Annotated in this window: 17 protein-coding genes; 1 reads left to right on the top strand and 16 read right to left on the bottom strand. The window is 46.8% G+C overall.

Annotated features, from left to right (window positions below; genetic code table 11):
• Positions 1–365: 365 nt before the first annotated feature.
• The 12 genes from BN1546_RS18560 to BN1546_RS18505 all read right to left on the bottom strand — a co-directional run bounded on the left by BN1546_RS18560 (position 366) and on the right by BN1546_RS18505 (position 13,920).
• Complete coding sequence (locus BN1546_RS18560) at positions 366–1,142, bottom strand: DNA and RNA helicase (protein WP_090738536.1); 777 nt, start codon at positions 1,140–1,142, stop codon at positions 366–368.
• Positions 1,143–1,374: 232 nt separating this feature from the next.
• A complete protein-coding gene (locus tag BN1546_RS18555) occupies positions 1,375–1,887 on the bottom strand; it encodes an RDD family protein (RefSeq protein WP_040103103.1) in 513 nt (170 codons plus the stop codon).
• A 61-nt stretch (positions 1,888–1,948) separates the two neighbouring features.
• Positions 1,949–4,600, bottom strand: a complete 2,652-nt coding sequence (locus BN1546_RS18550; RefSeq protein WP_090738535.1) for an Hsp70 family protein — start codon at positions 4,598–4,600, stop codon at positions 1,949–1,951.
• A 31-nt stretch (positions 4,601–4,631) separates the two neighbouring features.
• Positions 4,632–5,321, bottom strand: a complete 690-nt coding sequence (locus tag BN1546_RS18545; RefSeq protein ID WP_090738534.1) for an iron-dependent peroxidase — start codon at positions 5,319–5,321, stop codon at positions 4,632–4,634.
• Positions 5,318–6,637 (bottom strand): normocyte-binding protein, encoded by a 1,320-nt coding sequence (locus BN1546_RS18540; protein WP_090738533.1) that lies wholly within the window; start codon positions 6,635–6,637, stop codon positions 5,318–5,320. Before BN1546_RS18540 ends, BN1546_RS18545 begins: the two co-directional genes overlap by 4 nt.
• Before the next feature lie 47 nt (positions 6,638–6,684).
• Positions 6,685–8,562 (bottom strand): hypothetical protein, encoded by a 1,878-nt coding sequence (locus BN1546_RS18535; protein WP_058710414.1) that lies wholly within the window; start codon positions 8,560–8,562, stop codon positions 6,685–6,687.
• A 22-nt stretch (positions 8,563–8,584) separates the two neighbouring features.
• A complete protein-coding gene (locus BN1546_RS18530; RefSeq protein WP_090738532.1) occupies positions 8,585–9,415 on the bottom strand; it encodes a PP2C family protein-serine/threonine phosphatase in 831 nt (276 codons plus the stop codon).
• Positions 9,416–9,450: 35 nt separating this feature from the next.
• Positions 9,451–9,978 (bottom strand): FHA domain-containing protein, encoded by a 528-nt coding sequence (locus BN1546_RS18525; protein WP_040103097.1) that lies wholly within the window; start codon positions 9,976–9,978, stop codon positions 9,451–9,453.
• Positions 9,979–10,042: 64 nt separating this feature from the next.
• The gene (locus tag BN1546_RS18520) at positions 10,043–10,591 is read right to left on the bottom strand and encodes an FHA domain-containing protein (RefSeq protein WP_090738531.1); all 549 of its coding nucleotides are present in this window, start codon (positions 10,589–10,591) and stop codon (positions 10,043–10,045) included.
• A gap of 32 nt (positions 10,592–10,623) precedes the next feature.
• A complete protein-coding gene (locus tag BN1546_RS18515; protein ID WP_090738530.1) occupies positions 10,624–11,076 on the bottom strand; it encodes a J domain-containing protein in 453 nt (150 codons plus the stop codon).
• Between the two features lie 130 nt (positions 11,077–11,206).
• Entirely contained in the window at positions 11,207–11,632 is a 426-nt protein-coding gene (locus BN1546_RS18510) for a hypothetical protein (RefSeq protein WP_007431573.1), read from the bottom strand.
• Positions 11,633–11,751: 119 nt separating this feature from the next.
• Positions 11,752–13,920, bottom strand: a complete 2,169-nt coding sequence (locus BN1546_RS18505) for a hypothetical protein (RefSeq protein ID WP_025365581.1) — start codon at positions 13,918–13,920, stop codon at positions 11,752–11,754.
• Between the two features lie 638 nt (positions 13,921–14,558).
• Between BN1546_RS18505 and BN1546_RS18500 the strand changes: the two genes are divergently transcribed.
• Positions 14,559–16,649: a vWA domain-containing protein gene (locus tag BN1546_RS18500; protein WP_255305430.1), complete on the top strand. Its 2,091-nt coding sequence runs from the start codon at positions 14,559–14,561 to the stop codon at positions 16,647–16,649.
• 40 nt (positions 16,650–16,689) lie between these two features.
• On the opposite strand, the gene BN1546_RS18495 is transcribed toward BN1546_RS18500, so the two are convergent.
• From BN1546_RS18495 to BN1546_RS18480, 4 genes are all read right to left on the bottom strand, one after another.
• Positions 16,690–17,601 carry a serine/threonine protein kinase gene (locus BN1546_RS18495; RefSeq protein ID WP_090738528.1) on the bottom strand — a complete coding sequence of 304 codons (912 nt, stop codon included), beginning with the start codon at positions 17,599–17,601 and terminating at the stop codon, positions 16,690–16,692.
• Between the two features lie 176 nt (positions 17,602–17,777).
• Positions 17,778–19,031: an L-lactate MFS transporter gene (locus BN1546_RS18490; RefSeq protein ID WP_040103093.1), complete on the bottom strand. Its 1,254-nt coding sequence runs from the start codon at positions 19,029–19,031 to the stop codon at positions 17,778–17,780.
• A gap of 189 nt (positions 19,032–19,220) precedes the next feature.
• Entirely contained in the window at positions 19,221–19,985 is a 765-nt protein-coding gene (locus tag BN1546_RS18485) for a LytR/AlgR family response regulator transcription factor (protein WP_013372559.1), read from the bottom strand.
• The gene (locus tag BN1546_RS18480; protein ID WP_176702343.1) at positions 19,982–21,643 is read right to left on the bottom strand and encodes a sensor histidine kinase; all 1,662 of its coding nucleotides are present in this window, start codon (positions 21,641–21,643) and stop codon (positions 19,982–19,984) included. Before BN1546_RS18480 ends, BN1546_RS18485 begins: the two co-directional genes overlap by 4 nt.
• Between the last annotated feature and the right edge of the window lie 25 nt (positions 21,644–21,668).

Genomic DNA, 21,668 nt, shown 5'->3' with positions numbered 1-21,668 from the left:
TCCAAGACTTAATACTCATTTTTATACATATGTATGCAAATTTCTACTCTAATCGGACTGGTTTTACAAGGTATAGAGGAGCGATATGAAAAGACTCATCATGGACAAGCACAATTGCGTAATGGCTGCAACTTATCCGTTCAAGTCTCATCTAGCATATAAAATGTCGAATTTCAGCAGAATAAGAAATGTACACTTCACCAAACAAGCGACTATAGTCTTAGTGACTTTATTCCTGTTTTTTATACATATGTCATTTTTTTATTTAAAAGAATGTATAGGCTTACACCGGATTGATTTATCAAATGCCGGGACATAGAAGTAAAGATAGAGGGGATGCACACTCCACTCCTCTATCAGTTATTTTAATCCACAATCATCCGTCCGGCTCCGCCGCCCTGCCAGCGGCCTGCTGTGCGCTTCCCCCGTCCGGCTCCTTCCAAAATCAACACTAGCTGCCTATGGAGCTGAGCATGTGAAAATTCCTTATATTCCGCACCACTTCGGTTCGCAATATAATGCTGGATAGATTCTCTGTCCACAGCCTCCAGGTTCAGACACATCAGTGCAAACATACAATCCATCGGATCGTTTGTACCGCTTTTGAGCAGTTCGGATGCAAAGTAGCGCATCGTTTCCGGGCGCAATGTGCTTTGATACAAGCCCGCAAACGGGACATGGATATCACTCCATGTATTAAATTCAGTAGCCATATCAGCAAAATCCTGATAATTGGAGCGAAGCACGGCTCCATCTTTGAGTTTGAACCGGCCCAGCTCCAGTTCATCCAATCCGATCTCAGCCTCGGCCTCCAGCACAATATCTGCATGATGCACGGTGAAATCCGGGCGATCTGTTTGTTCCAAAAAAAGCAGCTTCAACACCGACAGCCGCCCCGTGGCTGCATACGGCACTTCCTGCTCCTGCTCCAGCAGGTATAATCTATTCTTGTGCTTTACAATGCCTCTGCCTACGGTCAGCGCATGTTCCCCAACGGTCACGTTCATTCCGGTAATAATGCCATCCGAATAATCCTGATATCGGATATCCAGAAAGCTACGTGGGTAATCCCGCAGATTTTCCAGCATCTCGGTTTTGAGAATACGACCTTTTTCAAACTTTGGAACGATATGCGTTAACATGGGGTTCCCTCCTTTCTCTATTCTTCTTTATTTAGGGGAACAGATAGCCGATTCACACCGGGCGCAGGCGGCGGGACTGTAACTCCATCATCGGTGGTGGGTGGAGCTTTACTTACTCCAAGTAATCCAATAAATAGACGAAAATTCTTTTCTATACATCTGCGTAAATCCATCGTGTTCCCCCTGATTGAAGACTGAGGTTCATTATAATCTCAGAATTTATTATCTACCTTTACATCCCGGCTCCGCGCCCAGCCTGCTCGCGAAGTATATAATTCAGCTCACGCTTGTCCACAACATAGGTACGGGCGATCAGATCGTGAAGAGCCTGTTTTCTAGCTGTAAAGCCTGCCATGATAAAACCGATCCACAAAATGATACTCGATACAATTTTACTCCAGTAGCGGGCACTCGCACGTCCAAAGCTCAGCTTTTGGTTAAATTCATCTACTACAACGATACCAAGAGCCAGCTTGCCCACCGTAGCTCTGCATTTGGACGATTCCATGATCGCAAAATACAGCCATGAAGCCCCCAAATTCATCAAAGTTTGCCCCAATAATTGCATGGTAAAAACAGCAGTCGGCCCGTTTGTCAGCATAGAGGTTTCTGCCGGAGATGGCACCCAATCTCCAATGGCCTGAATGATGATCCAGACCAGTCCGATTATCATAAACACAAATCCTAAAATAAGGCTGTCAATGATATAGGCTAAAGTTCGTTTCCAAAAACCTGCATACAGCATGTTATTCCCTCCAAGTGTTGTGTGCTTTTCTGATTTCTGCATTTGAATAATTCTTAATTTATTATTTCGTGCCGTCAAAGAAATCCAGCTCGGAGAGATCATTTTCGAAGGCAAAAAAGCGCTTGGGACCCAGATACAGCAATTCATCACGGCGGGTAATCGGTACTACATAAAAGCCCCAACGACTATCCCCGACAAAAACAAAATATTTCGTTTCCTCATTGCGGATGGAGTCCGTATCATCCTGCGGGATATCCCGACCGTACAGCTCTGCGATTTCCTCATACGGCATGGGTTCAAAAGCAGCTGGCCGACTGCGGTACACATGGCGCTGACGAAGCTTACCCCCGTTGGCCGTCAGGAAGAATTCCACTTCGACCGCTTGAGACGGCCGGGAAATCGAACCGCGTACCCGGTTGCTTTCCAAACTCGCAATCAGCTCCTTCTCACGCCCCGTATGCGTCCATGCGCTGACCGTATACGGAATAGCTGGAATATGATTGGTAATGACAGGCTCAATGGTCCCCATTTTTTTAGCGTTCAGATAACGGATAGCCCCGCGCAGACAGGCCATTTTCAACTCAGGTACCCGGCTTAGATCTTCTGCCTTTTGTCGGAACTCAATACTGCGCCCTGGCACAAATTCCTTAAGCGCTTCGCGGAACACGTCTATCCGGCAGGACTGCCCGGTCAGTTTGATAATCGAATAATCCTGCAAGCGCCCCTCCAAATAAAAATCATCCAGAAACTTGCGCACAATATTGTAGATATCTGCCTTAAGTAGCTGCTGTACTTCACGAATATTAAACACCACATCAGGCAAACCATATTCATCACGGAACCGTCCGTTCTCAATCACCGAAACCAGCCAACGATCCATTACGGCAATGTTCAGGTCGCTTTCAGCAGATAATACCTGCTCGGATTCAAAGCGACTGCGCAAGATCCCCGTACGTAGAAAAAATTCCTTTTTCATATTTTCTGCCGCACTCCACAACAGATGAAAATTACTCAGTACCCGTTGATATTCATCCCGTGTAGCATGCTCATACCGTTTGAACGCGGTAGGCAAGATCGCCTCTGCGTCGCGATAGCGTTCCTCCAGCCCTGCATATACAGCATCTACTCCAAACTCATCCACATGACGGTACAAATCTCCCGAAGGAATGCCGATCAGAGCATCAATATCGGTGTCAGGCAAACGCGTCTCGGCAGCATAATAACCTGCAAATACAATTTTCATAAACTGCATAATCCGATACGTCAGATTGTTGCCGCCAAAATTGGTATCCCCATTTTCATACGTTGTGTGAATATCCAGCTTGTAAGCAATACGTCCATCTTCTATCCGAAAGCGGCAGGAAGACAGATCTGTAGTGCCCCCACCACAATCAATGACAAGTGCCTGATACTCCTCACCGTCTGCAAAAGTTCCTCGTTCCATCTGGTCTGCCAACGTGTTGTAGAGCACTGCCAGCCCTTCGTCCAGCGCATCCTCCGCTTCAATCCGGTAATCAGGCAAAATATCGCTAAACATCTCAATAAACTGGGGCTGCAGCTTGACAGGAGCAGAAAAGTGTAAATTGCGAAACCGACACTTAAATTGCTGCTCGGCTGTAGCAATCACATAACGGATAAACGCCGCTAAAATATCGCTGCGGGAAGCAGTTGCTGTATTCCCCTCAGAATCCATTAATTCTTCGATTCGCTTATAGTCATTGACCCAACGTTTAATCCCTCGTAATACCGTGGCACGGCTGCCTGCCACATCGCTTCCACGTAGTGCCTCCTCCCCAAATGCATAAACGATATGTTCGGGATTGGAGCAGTCTGCGACGCGAATGGCGGTCGGCAACACTTCGATCCAGTCGCCTTCCGTACCTTTTGGGCCAGGGAATGATACATAATTGATGGCATCCAGCCTTACCGTGCTGCTCATACCTGTATCAGGGGCCGTAACGTAGGAACTATCCAAATAAGCACCTGCTGTGGTGTTCGAGGTGCCAAAGTCAATCGCCAGTACCGCATCGGTTGTTTCCGTGCCCCGAATGATCAGCTCTGCCACCGGGATTCGGTGACCTTGAAGTTTCAGCGGTAGCATCGGCTTATCTCCATAGTAGAGGTTATAAAAATATTCTGATTCCTGCTTTCGCAAAAACAGCAAGCTATAGCTATGATTGGATGTCTCTCGCAGTTCAGCATCGCGGTGACGAGAAAGATAATATACGCCTGTTCGTCCCTCGTCCTTCACCAAATTTAAAACACCACACAATTCCCCTGTCGCATTCACCAGCAGCACATTAGATGAGCTCAGCCAAGGCAAATCGGATTCGATCCGATAGTTGTCCATGCGACCTGTGCGCACACCCTGATACAGCGTGATTTTGGCGGGAACTCGGATACCACCGCTCTCCTGCCGGCGGTCGTTCCAGTTGCGCTGTAATGCCGATTGCATACGCTCAAAGCCGCTAGGATTGGGTCTGGTGATGAGTAGATGCTCCTCCGCGCTTCGAAATCGCAAAATTACGCGAATTAATTCTTCACGTGCCAGACGATTCGCAAAGCCCTCGACCAGTCGCTCCTTATCACATATGCCACGCAACTGAAAGGTCGTCATTTGCTCCAATTCCGCCCGCGTATATTTGGTCGTGAAACGAGCGTTTTTTCGATCGGTGAGCGGGTCTAGCAACCTGTATGTATAGGGTCCGTTCATCGTTCACATGTCCTTTCTTAGCCATTTAGCCTTAATAGAGGGCGATAGCATCAATTTTCATCGTAGGGTCTTCCTCCAAAATGCCGAAATGACTGGTCCAATACAATTCCGTCGTAAACCGTGCTGGAAGAAACAAATCGAGAATCAAATCGACTTTGACTCGTGAGAGCATCGTTTCCTCCTGACCAATATATATGAGCAGTTCGTCTTTTTCCTCACAGTTGGTGTAAATGATCGAGCGATGAAAGACGCGACGCATCGTTTGTTTTAGCAGATGTACGGCTTCCCCCGTCTCATACAGGCGCAGCAGGCCTTCAGCAATCGCGTCCTGTTCCTCACGGTTTAATTGTCCAAAGGCTTCCTTTACCTTCGGGCCAAAAATGCCATCCACAATATCACGCTGAACAAACCGGATATGGTACTCTCGCCGATTCATTCCTTGATACAGATCGATCTCCGCCAGAAAATGTATCATAATATCAAATAGCGATTCTCTCAGCTCCAGATCCTCTGCTGCATCCGGTGGAAACAGATCCCGAAAAATAGAATAAAAGCGGTAGTACGGATTAATCTCCACTACCTGCTCCAAATGGGACGTATTCAGCTCAGCCAAGCTAAGCTCCATATACGGAGAATAGCTGACAGCGGGTACGAAGCGGAATTTATCTACATCCAGCCCCTGTTTCCTTGCGCGCATGAGCAAATCCCAAACGTAATTCACACCCATTCTCCTTCACACTTGTACTCTGGAAAATACATCTGCACTTCCGACACCAGAAAGCTCATTAAATCGGACAAAATGTAAGCAGGTGCGGTTGGCAAAACATCCTCAGAACCACGTCTGAACCCCAATCGCATGATCTGCTTGCCATCCTCTGTCCGTACATTATCGCTGACAAACGGATTTAACGGATACGTCTGAGTTTTGGTTACAAGGTTGCTTATATCATTTCTCCCTGCACCTCCCCAGATGTCCACACGCTCTAGCTCCAGCCCCTGTGCCGCTTCAAACGAATTGACGATGCGCGTGATCTCTGCTTTGGCCCGGACAATCACGGCCTGTTTCCCTGCATAGCGACCCAAAAAGCTGTCTTGCCGCCGATTGGACAATACCGGATAGGTCTGACGACTAAGCTTGGTTGTAGCTGGTTTCGTAACCTTCAACACATTCCACTCGCCAGATTTATCACGTGGTGTGACAATCGTCAGTTCCTCTTCTGTCCGCTTGATATAGCGGATATCGCTTTCAGTCCCGTCAATCAGGTAACCATGCTCTGGTCCTGTTTTACGCAAAGGCAGCACATGCTCATAGTTCACACGATCCATAGCTGGTATAGGAAAACCGCTGTTCTTTAGAGCCAGTCTTTCAATGTTCCATAGCGGAAAAACATCGGCTTTCTTAAAAATGTCGAATTCCTCCAACGAAATCGTGATTTCATGGATTTCTTCATGAGCGGCCGGCTCGCCGTCTCCACCAATCAATACACAGTCCACAAATTTATAAGCGTACGGGTGATTAATCGTTTTCCACGGCATACCATTTTGCATAAACGTATGATACAACTGCTCAATCTCCAAAATATAAGAACGGTTATGCTCCAAACGAAAACGAATCGGATAGTTTCCGGTTTCCGTGACCAGCATTCCTGAGAAAATTCGCTTGCTGCGTACCAGTGCCGAGATTCGTTCGGTCTCCATTTCGAGAAAAAGCGTAAACAGCGGCATCTCCCCGCCTTCGCCCACCACCTCTGCCACACGGCTGATGTCTACCTGTTTTTCTTCTGCATCGGAGGGCAACACAGGATATAAAAATTCATGAATCGGGTCATAGTCCTCACGCGATGTCAATGACACATACACATCAAACTTTTCTTCCGTATTCTCAATTTCCTCAAATACCCGCCGTTCTAGCTGGCGGGTCATTTCTTCCTGATATTCGACGAGGTTCATAAATACCCCGGCCATCATATTTTTCAGTAAACGTCTCTGCTCTAAATCGTCCATCTTGCTCAAACGATCCTGTACCAGCTCTTTCACGACGCCTCACTCCTTTCCGACTCCAGCATTCAATGAACATTAAAAACTTATTTCCCGTTCGCAGCAGCCTGATCTAAGCTCTCTGAATTAGACGCCCCGGCTGCTTTAGAAGCAGAATCAGCAGTTCCTTGCTCTTTGCTGGTGTCCGCCTTGGCCGAAGCGGCATTGCCATCCCCCGTACCACTGCTCTTTGCAGCCGGAGAGGCCTCCTTCTTCGCGGGCGTAGTACCTGCTGAAGCCGTCGGCGCAACCTTCGTTTGCGATGCTGTGGCAGAGGTTGCCCCAGCAGAAGATGAAGCTTCACTCGCTGCGTCCCCGGTATCTGTGTCGTTCATCGCTCCGTCAGACAATCCCAATCCAGCAGGAAGCTGACCATTTTGCTGCTGCTCCGCGCTCTGCTTTTCCTCCGCCTTGGCTATGCTCCGCTCCAGCGCCAGAACACTTTCGAGCTTATCGATCTCCTGATAAATCTCCTGTGCCCCGCTATAAGCGTCAATGGCTCCTTCATAATCGAGATCTTTCATCAGCCGATCCCCTTTGGCCTGAAGTTTGCCAGCTTGAATCTCCTTGAGCTGCTGCTGGATGGATGTTAATTTGTCATTGGTCTCGGTTATTTTCTTTTCCAGCTCTTTTTGCGCGGACGTATAACCAGATTCCATCGCTGCCTTGTTTGCTTTTTTGTACAGCTTAAGCGCATTGGTATAATCGCCACCCTGGAATTTTAAATCTCCGTCCTTCATCCAGCTCGCTGTCTCAGCATAGCTGTCCAGTTGGTCGATTTTATGCTCAATGTCCTTCACATTAAACGGTGGATATAGCCCGGCACTTTTCCGTGCCTTCTCGTAGCTGGCTTCAGCTTTGGTGAAATCGGCCTTTTCTACATAGCCGTCTCCATCTACCATCAATTGAGATACTTTCTGCTCAGCTGTATACAGTCGCTTGTGAATTTTATCGTTAATCTTAATCGCCGCATTTTTCGCTTCACTGTAGGATTTGAGCGCTTTTGCATAATCTCCTGCTCTTGCATAATCATCCGCGGCCTGAGCCGATTCAATCATCGTTTCCAGCGCAGCCGCTTTGTTCGCAGCCATACGCGCTAGTGTAATCCATGCTCCCCCGCCCACGATTACAAAGGCGAGCAACGCAATCAAGATCCGTTTGATCAGCTTACGACGGTTTTTAGGTTTTTCCTGAAAAACTTTGTTTACATAAATGGCGGCAGCCGTGTAATTATTCACCGTCCGGCGCTGTTTGCTCAGCAGGACCTCTTCCAACGTATCCGTCAGCATACCCGGGTCCTTCGCTTCCTCCAGCGCACCCAGCATTTCCGCCAGTTCAACATCCTCCCACATCCCAGATGTAGCGAGCAGCATTACATCTCCATCTGCAAGCTGTGTCTTTTTGGCGAAATGGGCATGAACCCCATTCGGATTCCCGAGGTATTCCAGCAGATTGCCCCGTTCCTCGTGTGTACTGGTCGCTTCGTCTGGAATACGTCCATCATCCGCCAATGACTGAGCCAGGCTATGATCCTTGCTGCGGAAATTAAGCCTTCCATTGCGAAAATGATATAGCCGCACATTACCGCACGAAACGTACACCATTTTGTTATAGTTGGTCACTACCATCAGTAGACTGGCCTTGAGCCGGACACGACGGCTTTCAAATTGCAGCCATTCCTGCGCTTCACGCAGATCTCTCATCAAACGCCGCTTGGACATGGAAGGTTTCTCCATGAAGTTTTCCAGCACCGTTTTGACAACCATTTCTGCGCTGCGCAGCTCCTGATCTGAATCCAGACCATCTGCGAGGACATAACAGGCCATGTCGTCCGTCTCCATGAATGCAAAATAGTCCCGGTTGTCTATGTAAGAGCCCGCTTCCGACACAAAGGCGGTACTAAAATCGCTGTTGTCCTTGCGCATCGCTACCCCCGTCTTTCTTGTTTCATCCTATCGCCAAAATAAGCACTGTCGCATTATCCTGACTTTTAAACCCTTTATCGTTGATGGTGTCGATCATGGCATCCGCCATTTCCTGCGGAGTTCCGCCCTTGCGCATGATCTCTTCCTGCTCAATCTCCGTCAGTGCCTCCTGAATGCCATCACTGCACAGCAGCACATAATCACCCGAATACAGACGAATTGGTGCACTCCCCAGTTCCATGCTCTCAAAGCCTTCATAGCCCAAGTAGTTGACCAGTTGATTGCGTACAGGACTCGTTTTAGCTTCCTCCGAGGTCATTTGTCCAGCAAGTACTCGTTCCTCCAGCAGTGTTTCCGCAGTATGCTTGGAATTGACTGTCTGAAAGTGACCATTGCGGTAAATTGTAATCAAGCTGTCGCCCACCGCTCCGTAATACAGCTGATAGCCGCACACAATGACCGCCGCGAGCGTCGTTCCCCCGCCCTGCCCATTCAAATTTTGCAAAATGCCTCGATTGCTTTGGGTTGCGGCCTCTGCAAAATATCCGTTCAAATTCATTGCATCTTCTAACTTGGCAAATGCCTTCGTAAAAGTCGTCACAGCCAAGGTACTGGACATACGCCCATTGGCCAGCCCACTGATCCCGTCTGCAACAACCGCCAGCGTACCGACAGGGGTGGTCATACTGGAGAAATAATCATCCTGCTCGCTCCGGCTCCCGATCGTTTGACCATTTCCAATCTCAATTCCACTCACGGTACGGCTGCCGAAACTTCGCGTCAGTCGTATACGGATGATGAGAAGAACAGCGAATAGCACCGCAGCTCCACATACAACAAAATAAGGCTGCATATCGTTACCTCCCTGCACCATTGCCCACTTCCGTTCTAATTTTCGTTATCCCACTCGAAATGAGCGCCGCACAGCGGAATAAAGATAAATTTGCTGCGCCCGAGCTGAATCACGTCATAAGCAGCCAGCTCCACTGGTGAATATACCGCCTCGTTATTGTGATACGCCAAGCCTGACGAATCGCCTGGCAGCAAGTAAAAGTTGCGTTTCTTCGGATCATACACAATGACCGCATGATTTCTGCGGGAAATCGTGTTGTCTCCGATAATACGGACATGCATTTCCTCTGCGCGCCCGATAAAGTTTTTCTCCGCCATAATGCGGTAGTCCTGACCCACCTGTGCTCCTTCGATACATACCAGCCATCCGGTTACTGGGTGAATCCCCACGGTTTCGCCTAAATACGGCATGGTTTTGTCATCGTCTCCTGCAACGTTTGTTTTCGCTGCTGGTTCGGCATTTTTGGGTGCGGCTATATTTACTACTGTATTACAATAAGGACACGTATTTCCGTGCTTTCGTGTACTGAACATGTGTCCGTTCGGGCATCTTGTCAAACTCATAGTCGGTTCCTTCCCCCATTGTCTTGATTGTCTTTACAGCAATCTAAGGATTGTGCAACTTCTTCTATTTAACGAGCAGCCTGGTATTGGCAATATATAATAAATCACCTGAGTAAATTCGGTAAGGCTCGCCACTTTCCAGCTTCTTGGTTACACTTTCGTTCGCAGACCGTAGCCCGGTCCCATTGCCGGAATCCACATCCTCCACAAACCAGTCACTGTTTATCCGGTTGAGTACCGCATGCTCCACACTTACCAAGGAAGCATAATCTGTACCTGCCAAATCAATATCCGCCTCAGAGCGTGACGTTGTTTTTCCGATTAACAATGATGTTTCGCCTTCGATATACCATTCTTTAATGGATTCACCTTCTTCATCAATTAACACCAGCTTGGCAATCCGTTTACGCTCTGCCTTTGGCCTTGGCACAGGGACCACGGAAACCAGATTGCGCAGTATGTATACAAGCACGCTAATCCCAATACCTATCGCGACCACAGTCTTCAAACCGCTGTAGCCTGTACGGTTAAACACATAAAAGGCGATCGCCAGCATCAGCCCGAACATGGCAACATCTATGATGAAAACCCATCTGCTCTGCGCCGTTTTCACTGCTTGCTTCCCCCGTTTCTATCCTGAAATCATCACTTTTTACGAATACCAAAAAATTGGTTGAACATGGCTGAGGTATCCGTCGGATCACCGGATTTTTTCGTTTTTTTCCCTGGTGAGCCTTCCTTCGTTTTCGGATGAAAGCCGAAAAATTGCTCAAAATCAGTGCCTATGTCAGCCGGATTGAATCCTTTGGCTGCCCTACGTGTACCCCCTGAAGGTGCTGCTGCCCCTCTTGCTTTTTCTTGCTGTTCTCCGCTAGTTCCCGTTACTTTTCGGATGAGCTCAGCATCGTATGCCTGCCGCAATGCTTCGTCACGCAAGGTATTGTAAGCCTCGTGAATCAGCTTGAACTTGCGCGTTGCTTCCTCGCTTCCCTGGTTGGTATCAGGATGATACTTTTTGGCCAGTTTACGGTAAGCTTGCTTAATCTCTGCCTCCGAAGCATCCCGGCCGACACCGAGCAGCTCATAGTAGTTGGTCATTGTCTGATGTTCCCCTCTCCGAAAAAAATAAATATTAAGAGACCCGTAGGCCTCTTAATATTTATCCACCCTTCACGTATGCGCCGGGTGAGTGTGTGTTTAAGCTGCACTTAACGTTAAGACGTTAAGCTTAAACCGGATATCCGCCGTCGATGGTAGCCAGCTCGGTTTTGTCTTTCTTTTGTTTGATGTAGAGTGTAAATGCACCTACACCTTCTGTGTCGCCGAAGTGCTCGTTGTAGTCTACAACGAAAGCATTTGGGAAGTAGATTTTACGCACAACTTGATCAGCTGCAATAACTTCCAGTGTTACTTTACGGTAGCTGTCTGCTTTTTCAGCAGGAACCAGAGACCACAAAGCCAATTTCAACGTGTCATCCGCGCTGTCACCGTCTACTGCTGTGATGATTTTACCGCTGATGCGCAGCGTGGAGCCTACGTCAGTGGAGCGTGCATTGGAATCGTCCGGTGTATCGGTGTCATAAATAACCGTTTGGATGTTATCCAAGCCCAGCTCAATTGTTTCTTGTCCTTCTACTTTCAATCTGAATCCCATGTGTGTTGCCTCCTTGATAATAGGTAAAATGATGGCGGAAGAAGCAGTGCTTCTCCGCGATTTATGTATAAAGGCGGTTCTGGATAGAAACGCCTCTAACATCTTTCGTAGTGCTCGGATCATGATTTGACCGAGCTGGTTCCCTTAGTGATCATGACTTCCAGGTTCTTCACATTACCATTGAAGACCAGATCGATATGGCACATATTGCTTTTCTCATCAATAATGAAGCTCATATCGTCTCCGTCCTGAATGATCGAGTTCACAGATCCTCTGCTGCTCAGCCACTTGCTCTTCTGACTGCTCGGATTGTTACTAAAGAAGCGGACGATATTTTCGTGCTTGAAGTCTCCTGTTTGGTAGCGCAAAATACGTTCAATGTACGTGCTGACCAGCGTTTTGTAGATGGAGTCAAAGCCGTCCTCGGACATCGCCATGCTTCTTGCCTTGTAGACAGTAATCCGGCGGATATCCTTATCCTGAATCTGAGCATTCTCAGACGAGAATACAAAGCCAAAGTTTTTACGGTTGATGGCATCCTTGATCGTGTTGGTGAACCCAGTGATTTCCTTGGCCATCGTCGTCACTGTGCGCAGACTGTTGTCCCCAGCTTCAATGTCAAAGCGTACACCAGGGAAGTTTTTATTGACCGTTTTGAACGTCTCACGCAGGTATTCAGGACATTGATAAGAAGCGACCAAGCCAGCAGCCACGTAGGCAGCGCCTACATATACGCCCTCGATCCACAGCTTGAGAATATCTTCTTTTTCCTTGGAAAGTTGCACACCGTCTTCGGTCTGTAGCATTTTGCTATCAATAATGACACCCGATTTATCCTTCGGAATAATGGTAAAGTTCGGTACACAAGGAATCGCAAATTCGCTATATTCTCTGCGCACAAGACTGGCGCATTTATCGACATATTTGTCGATACCTGCTGTCGCCATACTGTTGAAGGTCGTCTCTTCACCGGATTCAAAGTTAAAGAACATTTGAATTTTGTAATCCTTCACGACTTGCAGCAGCATCGAGAGCGATTCCATTGAATTTCCGCCCTGCTTTACGACCTTCTCGTTGCCCTTAAAGCGTTCACGAGACACCTTCACCTTACCAGCTGCTTCCAGCTCAATAGATGGAACGATCCCGAACCAGATGGTGTCGCTGAATTCATTTTTGGCATTTACGGTATTCAGGTACGTTTCCAGACGTGGAATATTGCTGCTTTTCACCAGCATGTCCAGCTTGTTATTCGCCACCAGCATTGTCGGCAGCATTCCTTTGCTCTTCGTCGCATATTGGTCGAAGAACATTTTGACACCGAGGATTTTTTCTACCAGCGGCTTAACCGCCTTTACGAAATCATCCTTGGCATTTTTATAGAACTCAAGATACGTGTTGTAGTTCTGAACTTCAACCGCTGTGTCAACCTTGGTCTGAACAGCTGGAAGTGGCACAAACGTGCGAACCACCAAGTCCTTCACATAGTCAGAAGGCGTATCTGTGATAGAGTTATAATCTTCTTCGAATACTTGGGAGAGATCGCCAGTGCTGTTCTCATCCAACAGCATCAGCTCAGTACTTTCGCTCTTCGGCGCTTCAATAATTTTCAGTTCGCCGCTTTCCCCAATGGAGAGCATACCCACCTGGATCAACTCACCGGCGTTTTCCTCTTGGGCGCCACCGAGCAGAAGACGGGTTTTGATGTCCTCAATTGCCAGCGGCAGCATAGCCATAACGTTGTTATAGTTCTGGCTCGCTTCCTCGAACATGGCATTCAGCTTGTCACCCATGTCGAGTTTCTTCGGATCGCCATCATCCAGCTTGTCGTATTCACCGTACATATAGTGAATTTCTTTGCGGACTTGACGAATATCGTCCATAACCTTTTTCGGTGAAATCATATCCAGCAGATTTTCAAATTTGAAATCTACATTGGTGATTCCTTGACTGCGCTTAGTATCAATGAGCGTAAATAACATTTTCAGAAAATCATTACTTTGATTAATACGAATTTCAGAAATGCTATCCTCATCAATTCCCTCAGGCTTTTTAAGGGTGTAGACGACCTTTTGATTGGCCGCGTTAAAAAATGAATATACGGTCGGTGAAAACTTATCCAAAAATTCGTCAAAGCTACGCACCAGAAGGTGCTGATTAATTTCCTTGATCTTCTCATCGCTCAAGCTGTCGATACCCTTCACATCACCTACTATGGTGATCAGGTCCAGCTTTTCCGGGTTAATCTCTTCAAAAAGCATTGTCCGGTTGGTTTGATAAATGATTTCCATCGCTGTCGGCAAATGAATAAAGTATGAGTTATAGGTCCATTGCTCCATATACGGACACGGGATGTCCAATTTGAAACGGACGAATATTCATTTTTAGTTCATTTGCCTCCTCCCCCCTACTTAACATTTAAATTCGTCAAAGGATTGAGCTTATACCACATTTACGGTACAGGCATATAACCTCAAAAATCGGTCCGAAGCGCTATTCGGCTTTTAACGGCAAGGCATTCAAATGAGAGAAAATTCAAAATCAAAAGTCATATAACACAGAAATTTCAAATTTATGATTTCGTATTCCTAACTTCAATCCCAATTTTTGCCGTTGATACGAAAGCTATCATACAAAGCACCCTTCAGTTTTGTCAATTTCTGTAGTCTCAGATTGAAACAGGGCATTTTGACTCATTTTATGCGTAAGTATGTAATTTTTATGATATGTTAGACCTGTTTCTTCAGGGAAATATTCACAAATGGAATCCAATGACCGATAGAAGTTCATTGGATATTTCTGAGAAGCGTAAAAGTATCAAATTCATGGCTAATGTGAGGTTTTTCAGCTGTTTTGATCCTTTATCCCTTATATCCCAAGGATTAGGAGAGTTGCTACGCCCACATTGGTCTCGCCGATGGAGGAGCTTATGTTCAGAATAAGGAAACTAGGAATTATTACTTTCATGACTTTTGTACTATTTTTTCAAACAGGATTAAACGGGGTCATTTGCACTGTAAATCAGGCTAATGCAGCATCTTTGGGGACTGCTTCGATCGAGGGTTACGATGCTGTTTTTGTACTGGATACCAGCTATTCCATGAGAGACACGGATCCAGAGGGTATTGCCGCCGAAGTCATCAGTATGTTTATGGACTTGAGTGATGCAGACCGTACACGTGTGGGTTTCGTCGCCTACAACCATCACGTTGTCGCCTCAAAACCACTGACTTCGATTGGCGTGGCAGCGCAAAAATCGCAAATCCAGCAGGAAATCAGAATGTTGAACCGTTCTGGCTATACAGATTTGGGACTGGGACTGCGTAAAGGCTCAGAACTGCTAGCCGCAGCAGCATCCCAAGGGCGTCAGCCTTTTATGATTTTATTGTCAGATGGAGAGACTGATTTTGGTGCCTCTTCTGGTTCTCGGTCCAAGGGTGACTCGAATAACGATGTATCCTCTGTCATCAAATCTGCACAGACCAAGGGATACCCGGTGTATACGATTGGTCTGAATCATGATGGCACGGTAAACCGGCAAGAACTCGAACGGATCGCTTCTCAAACGGGAGGAGCTTCTTTTATTACCAGTAGTGCTGAGGATCTGCCCGAAATTCTGAACCGTATTTTTGCCAGTCAAATTCGCTCCAAGCTCGTTCCAGTTGCTGCAATTACGACCACTGGCGAGATGCAAGAATTAACGGTGACTCTACCGGACTCTAGTATGGAGGAAGCCAATCTGGTGCTTTTGTCGGAGCATCCCCTGCTGGAAACCCAGCTATACTCCAATTCAGAAAATGTCCGCAGGTACAAGTCGAGCCGATATGCAATTTTGAAAATTGAGCATCCACAAGCAGGTAAAGTGAAGTTAAAATTACGGGGAATACGCGGAGATTTGGTTAAAATCAATTTACTTGGCAGCTACCGACTGGAAGCTGAAGCTACTACAGGGGGAACGCAAACAACAGCAACTCATGGCGACAAGCCTATGCAATTGCTGAAGGGTCAAGCGACATCGTTTCAAGCTCGGCTCGTGTTACCGGATGGCCAAAAGCTTACAGATGAAGCTGTATACACATCTCTCCAAGCCCATATTATAGTTACCCCTGTAAAGGGCGGTACAGCTAAAAAGGTGCCTATGACCTATAAGTCAGGAGCCTTTTATACCGAATATGCGTTCCCCCAAACGGGTGATTATACATGGCAGCTATCCCTGGATAGTCCGCAGTGGTACCGTAAGGGAACTGTACATAAGGTTCACGCCACCAATGCAGCACCACAAGCTTTAAAAGACCTGACGATTCGCCTGGTTAAAGAAGACGGTGATTCCCGTCGAAGTTTATCAGACTTTATTGTTGATCCCAATCATGACAAGCTGAACTATAAGCTGGATTCAGGAGCTTCTGACGATACGATTAATGCCGAGATTAACGGTAATGATCTGCTGCTATCCGAGCTTCACACAGGTGACACGAAGCTAAAGATTACCGCTACCGATCCAGAAGGTGCATCCAGTAGCGCTACACTGACCGTTTCAGTCCAATCCCGGTATACAGCCATTAAATGGACGGTAGCCATCAGCATTGTGATAGCTGCTCTTCTGTATTGGTTCTTGCAACCGAAGCCGCAGTTTGCTGGAAGAATCGAAGGTTATTTTCTCGCTACAGCGAGTGGGCAGGAGATTCCGGTAAAATCTTGGCCGCTTACCTCCTTTCCGGGTCATAAGGTCAGCTTGCAGGAGTTATTCCGTACGCTTGACGTTCACGAACCATTACCAGAAGCGGAACGAATCCTATTTTCCGCAGGTAAAAAAGGGACTCTGATCGTGAAACATGATACACGCTGCGCCCTGCAGCATGGAAAAATCAGATTGATCCGCAACAAAAAAGCGGTCATGGAGTATGGTGACAAACTATATATCACATTTGAGGATGGTGTCACTGAAATTGAGCTGCGCTATAAAGCGATTAAGCCGAATACTTCAGTCTACACCGACCATATTCAAGCTCCGACAGGATAACATCGTCGGAATAAAAAAAGAGAAGCGCCGTCTCTTACGGTTAACGAACCGTAAGAGTAGGGCGCTTCTCTTTTTTTATCCAATATTCCGCACGTAGGGCGGCTTTAAACCATCGAAGTGAGCGGCAACGCTTGGTAGCCTGTACTTCCAGACCGCGCCTAATAACATACGGCAGTAGTGAAATCCCTGCATTTTCGATCCGAATCCGTTCGGTTCGATCTGCAAATAATCTGCCTGGCACATCCGGTGGAGGTGATCCTTTTTGGCAATAATACAGCGTTGCGGCCAAGCTATAAATATCCGATACAGGCCCCTGCTGCGAACGGTTAGAGTAAAATTCCAGCGGAGAATAGCCTGCCGTGGTGAAGATCGGATGCTCCTTGCCTTCAAAATGCACAGCAGAGCCAAAATCAATCAGCTTGATGTTGCCATGTTCCCCAATCATAATATTGCCTGGCTTAATGTCCCGATGAATAATTCCTTTGTTGTGAATATACTCCAAGGCATCAATTAAAGGCAGCAACGTTTGGTACAGAAAAGCAGGATCAGACGTTGGCACAGCCTCTTCTTGCATCATTCGATCCAGCGTTTTGCCTGCACAGTATTCCATGACCAGATAAGCAGTTCCATTTTCCTCAAAATGATCTATATAACCGACAATTCCCGGATGACTTAACTCCTTTAACATTTGCCCTTCACGCAAAAAATAATGCATAAATTCCACGTATTTGTATTGCATCGTAGCGCTACAAGTGACCGTTTTTCGATCTGTCCCCCGTAAAGCCAGTGCATTCGGAAAAAATTCCTTCACAATGACCTTTTCTCGGTTATCCAACAGCCTTGCCGTATACACGATGGCCAGCTCACTGCGGGACAAGGCGCTTCGAATTTGATATGTATTTCGCAGCTTCGTATTGCGGGCAAGCAGATTCCCGCTTGTATCCACGATCATGACTCGTCCTCCTGTCAGGTTCTTAGCTTATGTCTTTTGTATATATCGGCTTATTACACATCTTTTTATTATAGCGTAAAATAGGTTATTGGAAAAACAAATAACCTGCCATAATCTCCCTTAGAGAATGATGACAGGTCTTTTGGCATTCATCTGGTCCTATTTTCTCAAATCGTTTAACCTAATTTTGTACCTGGCTTCATGCTGCGTACACCGTTGGCATTTTTCTTCCGTTCACTGCGCAGTTTGCCTTTACCTTGTTCTGGGGTGCGAATGGTGAGGGCAATCAGGAACGATACAACGCACAGCACAGCAATTGTGGTAAAGGTCGGGATAAATCCGCCGAGCAAGGCAGCGATAAATGACCCCGCCAGCGCACCAAGGCCAAAGCCCTGATACACAATACCATAGTTTTTGCTTTGGTTCTTCAAACCGAAGAAATCAGCTACGATGGCAGGAAAGACTGTAATATTGCCGCCGAAGCAAAAAGCAATCCCTGCTACACAGGCAAAGAACAAACCAAAATTCAGGGGTATCACACTCAGTACTGTAACTGCAATTGCTGTTGTTAAAAGTGCGCCTGCTACCACTTTCAGACGACCCACCTTATCGGATAGCGCACCTAATATAATCCGACCCGCCGTGTTAAAAATAGCGACCATAGCGACCGCATTAGCGGCTGTTGCTACATCCAAACCAGCCATCCGTACGCCGATATCTTTGACCACTCCGATCAAGTAGAGACCACTCATACAAGCGGTAAAGAACATGACGAACAGTAGGTATGCCTGCTTGGTGCGCAGCATTTCTTTAACGGTGTAGTCCCGCTGTACAGCCCCATTTTGTACCGAAGGCTTATTCATGACTACTGCTTCTTTCACCAGGAAAGAACCCCCGACGATCATGATCAGCACGATCATTCCCCAATACAGAAACGCTTGCGATACGCCAACAGACTGAATCAGCGAACCGTTGATATACTTGAATATCAGACTGCCTGTTCCGTAGGCCCCAACTGAAATACCGGAAATAAGTCCTTTTTTCTCAGGAAACCATTTAATCAGATTCGACAGTGATGTAATATATGCCGTTCCATCCGCAAAACCTACGACAATACCCGCCAAAATGTACAGTAAGGATAACGAAGTTACCTGTGAACTGAGCATGAGCCCTGCCCCTAACACGACACCTGCACACAAAATCAGACGACGTAGTCCCCATTTATCCTGTAGCTTGCCTGCAAATAACGTAGCAAACGCCAGTGCAAAACTGGTAATTGAAAATGTAATAGCGACCGAACTGAGGTTCCAGCCAAAGCGGTCCACCAATGGTTGATTAAATAAACTCCATGTGTAAATGGTACCTAAGCCCATCTGGACAATAATCGTTCCAAGTACGACCAGCAGGCGATTTCCGCTGTTTGATTTCATATTGATCTCCTCTTTTCATTCCGGCTCTACAGCATACATTTGTTATAATGATAACCGTGAATCCAGTACGCTTTGCGTCTGTGAAAGAGCAAGTCTGTAAGGATCCTGTTTACATGGTTATTATAACCCTGCATGTCAGCCAGAAATCGTTTGAGGAATGAAATGCACATATAGCGGAATGAAATGCCTTTAAAGTCGCATAATTTGCCGGAATTCCTTGGCCTTACTGCGACTCACCGGAATTTCTGCTTCTAGTCCACGCAAGCGCAGGAGATACGTATGATTGAACCAAGGTACAATCTCACGGATCTGCGACAGATTCACCGTGTACGATCGGTGACAACGGAAAAAGTCCTGCTGCGGCAGCCGGGCATGAAATTCCGAAATGCTCATCGGCATCGTATATTCTTCGTGCCTTGTAAAGACACGAGTTACCTTTTCCTGCGCACACGCATAGTAAATATCGTTCGCATCCGTTACGATAATTTTGTCATTTTTCAGCAGATTAATACGTCCCGGAGCAGCAACGGTACTGGTTTCAGCAGCTCGGGGTTGCCCAGCCTGAACAGGCTCCTGTATTTGAGCGTTTCGCTGCTCATAAGCATTTTCGAGCTTATGCAGCATGGATGCGATCCGTTTTTCATCATATGGCTTGAGAATGTAGTCGAACGCCTCCAGTTCAAAAGCCTGCGCCGCATGTTCTTTATAGGCGGTCGTAAAAATAATATAGGGCTTTTTAGCAAATTTGCTAATGTTCTGTGCCAACAACATCCCGTCCAATGAAGGAATGTTAATGTCCAGAAAGATCGCATCCGTTTCCTGATCTTGCAGAAACCGGAACACATCCAGCCCATCCTCAAAACTATCGGTCACCTCAATGCTGCTATGAGTCTGAATAAGATACTCCAGCTCTTCACGTGCTGGAAGTTCGTCTTCTACAATTATGGCCTTCATGACTTCTCCTTTGGTATGTCAAAATAAACTTCGGTGCCTGGATCATGTTTAAGAATAATTACTCCTTCACCATACATAAGCTTGAGTCTTCTGTGCACATTGTACAAGCCGATCTGTTTAGCTGGAACTTGATCATGATATAGGTTATCCACAACATCGTCCCGTATACCCACCCCGGTATCAGCCACAGAAATACGCACTTTTTCGCCACGATCCTTTACAGAAATGGTTACTGTACCTGGTCCCTTTTTCTTGAGGATTCCATGATTAATTGCATTCTCAACCAGGGGTTGGATAATTAGGCTCGGAATACGCACTGACACCTCATCCATTACATACTCCACCTGAAGCCGATTGCCGAAGCGCGCTTTTTCAATTTCTACGTAATCCGACACCTGCTGAAGCTCCTTGTGAATTTCGATCAAATCATCATTCAACTCCAAATTATAACGCAGATAGCCTGACAAATTGATGATCAGTTCTCGCGCCTTGTCCGGTTTGGTGCGCGTCGTTGAGGCAATGGCGTTCAATGCGTTGAATAGAAAATGAGGATTGATCTTCGTCTGGAGTGCCTTTAACTCGGCCTTATTCGCCGCTTCCTTAATTTGCTCCACACGCGACACTTCCATTAACGTGGAAATGATCTGAGACAAGCCAATCGCCATCGTCTGCAGCGGATACGTAATTTTATAAGCTTTTCGGTAGTAAATCTTCAGGGTTCCGGTTACTTCTCCCCGCTCCTCTAACGGGATAATGAGCAGAGACTGGATTTGGGGCGTTTTGTCGTCAGCGATATGGTTGCGGATCGTGATTTTACCGCTACGGATCGTCGATTTAGTCACATCGCTAATGATTTCATCCCCGATATGATAGCGTTCTTCGCCAAAACCGACGTAAGCCAGCACATCTCTGGTATCCGTAATCGCCACCGCATCTGCCTTGATGTCTTCTTTTATAATTGAGCAAATCGTATGCAAGGATTCCGCATTAATGGAACGAAAATAAGGCAACGTCTTGTTGGCAATATCCAATGCCAGCTTGGCCTGTCTGGCCGCGATATTCTCCTTTTCCCCTTCCACACTCTGGATTAATAGTACGATTAAACCGATACTGACTTCTCCGATAATCATGGGTAGACCGATCTTGGAAACGATGTCGACACCAAGACCATGAGGTTGGGCCATCACCAGAATGAGCAGCATCGTCAACGCTTCACAGACCATACCTGCGGCGATACCGACCAGCCATCTCTTGGAACGATTGACCCGGCGACCGATATATCCTGACACCCCACCTGCCAGAATACTTGTAATCAGACACGGAATCGAGGTGATTCCCCCGATATCAATCAGATAACGATGAATCCCAGATACAATACCTGTAATGATCCCAACCCAGGGTCCAAATAAAATTCCGCCCGCCATAATTGCGATAATCCGAACGTTAACCAGCGAGCCTTCAACTTCAATCCCGGTGTAGGTACCAAACAGTGCAAACATACAGAAAATCAATGTTAGTAACGTCAGCTCTGCCGGAGAATGACTGTTCTTCTGCAAGGTTTCCTTAAACCGGGGGATACGTGTAATAAAAAACAAACAAATCAGCAACAATGCCGCGCGCTCAAATAGCTGCATCAGCATTTCCAACAAGGCGTTCACATGCGTTCCTCCCAAATAAAAACGG

It is taken from the genome of Paenibacillus sp. Mc5Re-14 (assembly GCF_001049835.1).
Taxonomy (GTDB): domain Bacteria; phylum Bacillota; class Bacilli; order Paenibacillales; family Paenibacillaceae; genus Paenibacillus; species Paenibacillus polymyxa_C.
Note: the sequence above shows the minus strand (reverse complement) of the source record. Positions and strands in the feature narration are given on the sequence as shown.

Coding starts and splice junctions, on each gene's coding strand:
- BN1546_RS18490 (WP_040103093.1), bottom strand. CDS start 19,031: ATGAAATCAAACAGCGGAAATCGCCTGCTGGTCGTACTTGGAACGATT.
- BN1546_RS18555 (WP_040103103.1), bottom strand. CDS start 1,887: ATGCTGTATGCAGGTTTTTGGAAACGAACTTTAGCCTATATCATTGAC.
- BN1546_RS18530 (WP_090738532.1), bottom strand. CDS start 9,415: ATGCAGCCTTATTTTGTTGTATGTGGAGCTGCGGTGCTATTCGCTGTT.
- BN1546_RS18505 (WP_025365581.1), bottom strand. CDS start 13,920: ATGGAAATCATTTATCAAACCAACCGGACAATGCTTTTTGAAGAGATT.
- BN1546_RS18485 (WP_013372559.1), bottom strand. CDS start 19,985: ATGAAGGCCATAATTGTAGAAGACGAACTTCCAGCACGTGAAGAGCTG.
- BN1546_RS18535 (WP_058710414.1), bottom strand. CDS start 8,562: ATGCGCAAGGACAACAGCGATTTTAGTACCGCCTTTGTGTCGGAAGCG.
- BN1546_RS18525 (WP_040103097.1), bottom strand. CDS start 9,978: ATGAGTTTGACAAGATGCCCGAACGGACACATGTTCAGTACACGAAAG.
- BN1546_RS18560 (WP_090738536.1), bottom strand. CDS start 1,142: ATGTTAACGCATATCGTTCCAAAGTTTGAAAAAGGTCGTATTCTCAAA.
- BN1546_RS18495 (WP_090738528.1), bottom strand. CDS start 17,601: ATGATCGTGGATACAAGCGGGAATCTGCTTGCCCGCAATACGAAGCTG.
- BN1546_RS18550 (WP_090738535.1), bottom strand. CDS start 4,600: ATGAACGGACCCTATACATACAGGTTGCTAGACCCGCTCACCGATCGA.
- BN1546_RS18500 (WP_255305430.1), top strand. CDS start 14,559: ATGTTCAGAATAAGGAAACTAGGAATTATTACTTTCATGACTTTTGTA.
- BN1546_RS18510 (WP_007431573.1), bottom strand. CDS start 11,632: ATGGGATTCAGATTGAAAGTAGAAGGACAAGAAACAATTGAGCTGGGC.
- BN1546_RS18515 (WP_090738530.1), bottom strand. CDS start 11,076: ATGACCAACTACTATGAGCTGCTCGGTGTCGGCCGGGATGCTTCGGAG.